Source organism: Psychrobacter immobilis (assembly GCF_904846225.1).
In the GTDB taxonomy this organism is placed as follows: domain Bacteria; phylum Pseudomonadota; class Gammaproteobacteria; order Pseudomonadales; family Moraxellaceae; genus Psychrobacter; species Psychrobacter immobilis_F.
Genome location: NZ_CAJGZJ010000007.1, coordinates 119,203 through 125,380, shown reverse-complemented (window position 1 = coordinate 125,380; position 6,178 = coordinate 119,203). Strand labels below are relative to the sequence as shown.

At 41.4% G+C, this 6,178-nt stretch carries 7 protein-coding genes; 4 read left to right on the top strand and 3 right to left on the bottom strand.

Going from position 1 to position 6,178, the window contains the following annotated elements:
• Positions 1-389: 389 nt before the first annotated feature.
• Entirely contained in the window at positions 390-1,091 is a 702-nt protein-coding gene (locus JMX48_RS07255) for a DNA glycosylase (RefSeq protein ID WP_227687941.1), read from the bottom strand.
• A gap of 290 nt (positions 1,092-1,381) precedes the next feature.
• Between JMX48_RS07255 and upp the strand changes: the two genes are divergently transcribed.
• Both upp and JMX48_RS07245 read left to right on the top strand, forming a co-directional pair.
• Positions 1,382-2,041 carry a uracil phosphoribosyltransferase gene (gene upp, locus JMX48_RS07250; protein WP_201536063.1) on the top strand — a complete coding sequence of 220 codons (660 nt, stop codon included), beginning with the start codon at positions 1,382-1,384 and terminating at the stop codon, positions 2,039-2,041.
• A gap of 73 nt (positions 2,042-2,114) precedes the next feature.
• A complete protein-coding gene (locus JMX48_RS07245; RefSeq protein ID WP_201536060.1) occupies positions 2,115-2,867 on the top strand; it encodes an SDR family NAD(P)-dependent oxidoreductase in 753 nt (250 codons plus the stop codon).
• Positions 2,868-2,879: 12 nt separating this feature from the next.
• Here the strand turns inward: JMX48_RS07245 and JMX48_RS07240 are convergent, their stop codons facing one another.
• A complete protein-coding gene (locus tag JMX48_RS07240; protein WP_201536057.1) occupies positions 2,880-3,536 on the bottom strand; it encodes a hypothetical protein in 657 nt (218 codons plus the stop codon).
• 341 nt (positions 3,537-3,877) lie between these two features.
• Between JMX48_RS07240 and JMX48_RS07235 the strand changes: the two genes are divergently transcribed.
• Positions 3,878-4,834: an alpha/beta fold hydrolase gene (locus tag JMX48_RS07235; RefSeq protein ID WP_201536054.1), complete on the top strand. Its 957-nt coding sequence runs from the start codon at positions 3,878-3,880 to the stop codon at positions 4,832-4,834.
• 182 nt (positions 4,835-5,016) lie between these two features.
• Complete coding sequence (locus tag JMX48_RS07230) at positions 5,017-5,853, top strand: alpha/beta fold hydrolase (RefSeq protein ID WP_201536051.1); 837 nt, start codon at positions 5,017-5,019, stop codon at positions 5,851-5,853.
• Between the two features lie 82 nt (positions 5,854-5,935).
• Here JMX48_RS07230 and JMX48_RS07225 read toward each other — a convergent pair whose 3' ends face one another.
• Positions 5,936-6,175, bottom strand: coding sequence for a DUF1653 domain-containing protein (locus JMX48_RS07225; protein WP_201536048.1), 240 nt, complete (start codon positions 6,173-6,175; stop codon positions 5,936-5,938).
• Positions 6,176-6,178 lie beyond the last annotated feature (3 nt).

Below are 6,178 nucleotides of genomic sequence, written 5' to 3'. Positions count from 1 at the left end.
TAATGAGGTGCGTATTATAGACGCTTTAATTAGATTGTCAAGAAATAAATTATTTTAATTTAGAAGTAACTTAAAATCATTTATCTGGATGGCTAGATCAAACAAGTGGTAAACCACTTCCCATCACCGCTTCCCCTTCCGACTGGGACGCATTATACGCACTTTGAGATAGGGGTCAAGAGGTTATTCTACATATTAATCAATTTACTTTGATCAAGATCAAATACTCGCTTTGTTTCAATACGTTATACGCTTAAATAAGTTTTGGTTTGTTTGCAGAGATAAGAGTTTGTTGATTACTTATTTTGGTCAGGATTGATTTTCTTTTCTATATAGCTCTCTTATATATAACCTTTCTATATTAAATAACCATTTCTGCGGTAACGATTTTATAACTTACCCATCTTTTCAAAGAACGCTTTATAAGCCGCGACCTTTTTATCTAACGCTAACGGATAAGCGCGTGAGGTAGAAGGCAGTCTATATAAAGTTAACTCATTAACATCCGCCGTTTGGTTGTTATCTGTATTTTGCCACTGGTAAAGATAAGCGATACTTTGATTGGTTTTTGGGTGCTTTGATTTAGCAAGTGGCTCATTTAATAATTCAAGCAGCACTTCAGTCGCTTTGCCACCTGTCGTGAACAAGGTATTTACCATTGGTACTTGCGGCAAGATGTTATCTAGATCGACCGCAGTCACGATGGTTAAATTTTTATCAGAAGCGTTGCCCGTCTCACGTATGGCCTGTTTGACTGTGGGACAAGAAGCGATGCCGCGTTCAAACATAAAGTCACGAATACGTTCAGGATCAAAACGCTTTTCGTCGCCTACTCTAAAATAATCGGCATCGTCAAAAAACACTCGTCCATAAATACGCCACATATCATTATAAAAGTTAGGATAATGAAAGCTCATTGCCCATTTATCAGCCGTCGGTGGAAAAGTACCCATCATCATCACGGTAGCATTGGGCGGTAGCACAGGAGGGAACGGATGGGTTTCTACTAACGCCGCTCTCGTTTCGGACAATATTAAGCGGTTGTCCGTTTGATTTGCGTCGTTTTGGACGTTAGCGGGTTGTTTAGTCATGATATTCTTCATCAGAAAAGTGGTTTTTTTGGTATCATAGCAGGCCTAAACACTGCCTCACTTGTAATGGCTTTATATAGTCAAGCACAGTCAACTTAAAACGTGGTCGGCTCCAATAGCAGTTATAAAGGTCAAGACAATAACGTTGAGCCAGTCTGACCCTTTAATTTTTAATCTTACTATTTATGTGCTCAATATAGCGTTAAAGTGCGGTAAGTGTTTGTATCCTTTATACTAATGGCAACCGCAGTAACTGCGCAAGCATCAGCCCAAAAATCAAGAGAGTTCTTATGAGTGACTTAAATAGCGGTTTAAAAATTACGGTAATCGATCATCCATTAGTCCGTCATAAGCTTAGCCTAATGCGTGAAAAAGATTGTAGTACTTATAAATTTCGGACACTGACTAAAGAGCTTGCACGTTTGATGGCGTATGAAGCGAGCCGTGATTTTGAAATTGAAACTTTTCCAATGCAAGGCTGGTGTGGTGAAATTACTGGTGAGCAGATCATTGGTAAGACCGCAACGATTGTCCCGATTTTACGGGCAGGTATTGGCATGTTGGACGGCGTGCTCGATTTGATCCCCACTGCAAAAATCTCTGTTGTGGGTCTACAACGTGATGAAGAAACGTTGCAGCCAGTGCCATTTTTTGAAAAGTTCGTCAGCCACATGGACAAGCGCCCCGCCCTTATCATTGATCCGATGCTAGCAACAGGTGGCTCCATGGTTGCGACCATCGAGATGCTCAAGAAAAACGGCTGTACCAATATTAAAGCGTTAGTTTTAGTGGCTGCTCCTGAAGGCGTACGATTGGTAAATGAGGCGCACCCAGACGTGACCATTTATACCGCTGCATTAGACAGCCATTTGGATGAGCACGGTTATATCATTCCAGGTCTTGGTGATGCGGGTGACAAAATCTTTGGTAAGCAATTATCAAACAGATAACTATTGATTTAATGGTCATTAAAATAGTTGCTGTTAAGTTAAAATAAAATCGTATCAACGATAAGGAGCGACAATGAACGTATTGATTACAGGCGCAAGTGCTGGTTTTGGTAAAGCATTGGCTGAACGTTTGATAGCACAAGGTCATCGCGTGATCGGTTGTGCTAGACGCATAGATAAGCTCAATGCTTTGGCAGAGACCTTGGGCGACAAATTTTTACCCGTCGTCATGGATGTGAGCGACACCGATTCCATTCCGCAAATCATCGCTGACTTACCTGATGACTTTAAGCAAATCGATGTGCTGGTCAACAATGCAGGGCTGGCACTCGGTACAGAACCTGCCCATAAGGCCAATCTTGATGATTGGATGCGCATGACTGATACCAACGTTAAAGGTTTGATGGCGCTGACTCATGCCGTCTTGCCAGCGATGGTCGCGCGGGACAGCGGTTATATTATCAATGTTGGTTCGACTGCTGGTAACTGGCCTTATTATGGCGGCAATGTCTACGGCGGCACCAAAGCTTTTGTAAAACAATTTAGCCTAAACTTACGAGCAGATCTGGTTGGTACGCAAATACGAGTCACTAATCTTGAGCCCGGTATGGTTGCAGGCACTGAGTTTTCAAACGTGCGCTATCATGGTGATGACGATAAAGCGGCGAAGGTGTATGAAGGCTTTAAAACCATGACGGGTGAAGATATTGGTGATATTTTATTGTGGCTCATTGAATCGCCTGCGCATATTAACGTCAATCGTTTGGAAGTCATGCCAGTGGCACAAACCTATAATGGTTTGACGGTTGCCAAGAACGACCAATAACGTATGGTGTTATCAACGTAACTCATAAGACCGAAGCAATATAGCGTGCTCTATATTGCTTTTTTTTATGTCATCAAGATTTAGCTCGTTGACCAATCGCAAATCCTGAAAATCTAATATTAATACCTCACTACGCAGGCGCTCGCTAGTGCGTTTATTGTGGCGTATTGGAAATCCTAGCACCTGTTTACCAGTAATTTTTATTTGATTGATAACAGTCGTTGAATGATGAATCACCTTTTTTTCAGCCATCTTCCGCGCATTAATAATACCAGTGGCAGGATTGAGTGTTGTGGTTAAAAGCTTGGTTTGACGAACGCTTTTGGGTAAATCGCCTGCAAAAAATAATATCTGATCTAGCGGCAAATACTGCGCGTGACGCATTAACTCCTGACGAAACAACGCGGGCATATCAACGTTAAAGCTGTCTTCTGTTTGCTGAGAGTACGCCGTAAAATGGCGATGAAGATAACGTCCAAATATGGAGCTAGTCACCCATTCTTGATAAATATCATTTTTTAATAAGTACTTGGCAAAGATACTGGCATCTGCGGTAATCTCTGCTGTGAGCATCGCCAATAACAGTGTTTGCGGACTAATAAATTTCTGTTGCTGCCAAATTTGCGGATAAAGGCTGCTATCGAGTAGCGGTAACGTCGACTTACTCATGCATTAATATCCTTATTTAGTTAACAAATAGTTACCTGTTAAACAGTTGCTTATCGAATATGACAGCAACTCTTTTTATCACTAGACAAATTTCATGCTATGGTTCCTTTGGCTGTTTTAATATAGCAGTCTTGTATTATTGTATAGTCAGTGAAAAGTAATATCGATACATCATACACTGCTAATATCAATTTTCTTGCTTGCTGTGCCTGCGCAGACAGAGGCTGCAAAAATTGATATTAGCAGTATCGTAGCGCTTTTTAAAAAATCCTAGCAAAAACTGTTGATAAACCTATCTTTTATAAATCTATCCTCTTACTTTGAAATGACTGTACCTCTCTATGAAAACAAAACTCCTTTCTCTACCAACTCCTTATCAAGTCAAAATGCTCAAGGTGACACTGGCTGATGGTAGTCGATTGCCCATGTCTGTCATTGGCAGCGGTAAGCCCGTAATGATGCTACATGCTTATGGCATGGATGCGCGTGAGTTTTTGCCATTTATTTTACCCCTCACGGGCAAATATACTTTTTATCTACCGCACTTTAGAGGTTTTGGTGCAGCAAAAGATCTCAATCTTACCCAGTTTGATTTTGTGCGTCAGTATACTGATGATATCAATGTCGTGATTGAGCACGTTTGCCTCAATCATAATGTAGCGTCTTTACCAGTCGCCGCCATCTCAATGGGTGCGCTAGTGATGTGGTCATATTTCGAGCGCTTTGGCATATCACGAGTCAGTCGCTATTTGAATATCGATCAAAGTCCTGTTATTCATAACCAACCAGACTGGCAAGGCGGACTGTTCGGCGAGCGACAACAGCCGTTGTTTGATGTCTTTCATGAGGTGGTAGATTTGACACTGCCCTATGCCAATCTCGATAGCTTCACTCACTTGCCTTTTGCACTCAAACGTCGCGTGACAGATGTCGAACGCTTGTTTTCTTTATTATCAGTTAATCGTTCACGCTCAAAGGCCATTGTAAAAATATTGACTTACCAGAACGATCATAAATTGGCTTTTTATGAGCACAGTACGTGGCAGCATAAAATGCGCTGTTTACAAGCCTATTTGGCCATACCTTATGATTTTCGGTCTGCCGTAAAAGACGTTACTATTCCCGTAGTCAGCCTCATCGGTGGTCGCTCCAAATTATACGATCCAATATGGCAGCAAAAAGTCACGCAGATGCTGCCCAATGCCAGCGAAATTATATTGCCACGCTCAGGTCATGCAGTGCCCCTAGATGAACCGATTGGATTTTATAAGGTGTTAAAAGGATTTTTGGATATTTGATTGATTATTCAAATTTCACATAAACCCTATAGAATCAACACCATGACTGTACAACATGCTATAGCTATGAATCTAATCGTCTTTTATACTCATTATGTATATTTACATATACTAATATATCGAAAAACGATATTTACTGCTGCTCAAAAAACAGCCCAATAATAATATGAAAGGACAAAACTATGCCTTACGTTACCGTTGCAACCCAAGCCGATCAACCTGTTGATATTTATTACGAAGTTCAAGGTACTGGTAAGCCTGTCGTACTCATTCATGGCTGGCCACTCAGTGGTCGTGCATGGGAAGCACAAACACTTGCGCTAGTAGAAGCGGGCTATCAAGTCATTACTTACGATAGACGTGGCTTTGGAAAATCTTCTCAGCCATGGGAAGGCTATGATTACGACACTTTGGCGCAAGATTTAAAAGCACTCATGGATACGCTGGACTTAAACGATGCAACCATTGTTGGATTCTCAATGGGCGGCGGTGAAGTGGCGCGCTATATCGGTAACTACGGCTCAGAGCGTATTAGCAAAGCCGTACTAGCCTCCGCCGTACCGCCTTACTTATTCAAAGCTGATGATAATCCTGATGGTGGTCTTGAGGAATCGGACATTCAAGGGTTTATAGATGGCGTGACTAACGATCGAATTGCCTTTTTAAATGACTTTACCAAGAATTTCTTTACGCCAAAAGATGGCAAGTTATTGGTCAGCAAGCCCATGCGCCTATACAATCGTGACATCGCCGCTTTTGCTTCCGCTAAAGCAACTTTGGATTGCGTTAAGTCCTTTAGCTATACTGACTTTCGCGATGATCTAAAAAAATTCGATGTGCCTACCTTAGTTATTCAAGGTGACGCAGATCAAATTGTCCCATTTGAGGCCAGTGGTCAGCGCTCGCATGACATGATTGCCGACAGTCAATTGCATGTTGTAAAAGGTGGCCCTCATGGTATCAATGTGACGCATGCCGAAGAATTCAATAAAGTATTGATCGATTTCTTAAACAGCTAATTGCATGTCCCTGTATAAGACACAAAAAAGCGACTCCAAAAGTCGCTTTTTTTTATTCAATCAATGTATAAATAACTTAAAATTAATCAGCCAACACTTTAATTAATTCAAAGCGCGGTACTTCTTTATCATCAATCATTACTGTTTCAGAAAACATCGAAAGCGGTCGTACCCAAACGCCATACTCTCCGTACAGACAACGATAAACCACTAATGATTCTTCTGTTTCTGAATGCTGGGCAGTATGCAATACTTGGTAAAGGCTGCCTTTATAGTGGCGGTAAATGCCTTGAGGGACAGTGTTTTGATTTTTTTGTGGCATAAG

What these genes read in the sequence shown, in the direction of transcription:
- JMX48_RS07255 (WP_227687941.1), bottom strand. Translation starts at nt 1,091, where the DNA reads ATGACTAAACAACCCGCTAACGTCCAAAACGACGCAAATCAAACGGAC.
- JMX48_RS07240 (WP_201536057.1), bottom strand. Translation starts at nt 3,536, where the DNA reads ATGAGTAAGTCGACGTTACCGCTACTCGATAGCAGCCTTTATCCGCAA.
- JMX48_RS07235 (WP_201536054.1), top strand. Translation starts at nt 3,878, where the DNA reads ATGAAAACAAAACTCCTTTCTCTACCAACTCCTTATCAAGTCAAAATG.
- upp (WP_201536063.1), top strand. Translation starts at nt 1,382, where the DNA reads ATGAGTGACTTAAATAGCGGTTTAAAAATTACGGTAATCGATCATCCA.
- JMX48_RS07230 (WP_201536051.1), top strand. Translation starts at nt 5,017, where the DNA reads ATGCCTTACGTTACCGTTGCAACCCAAGCCGATCAACCTGTTGATATT.
- JMX48_RS07225 (WP_201536048.1), bottom strand. Translation starts at nt 6,175, where the DNA reads ATGCCACAAAAAAATCAAAACACTGTCCCTCAAGGCATTTACCGCCAC.
- JMX48_RS07245 (WP_201536060.1), top strand. Translation starts at nt 2,115, where the DNA reads ATGAACGTATTGATTACAGGCGCAAGTGCTGGTTTTGGTAAAGCATTG.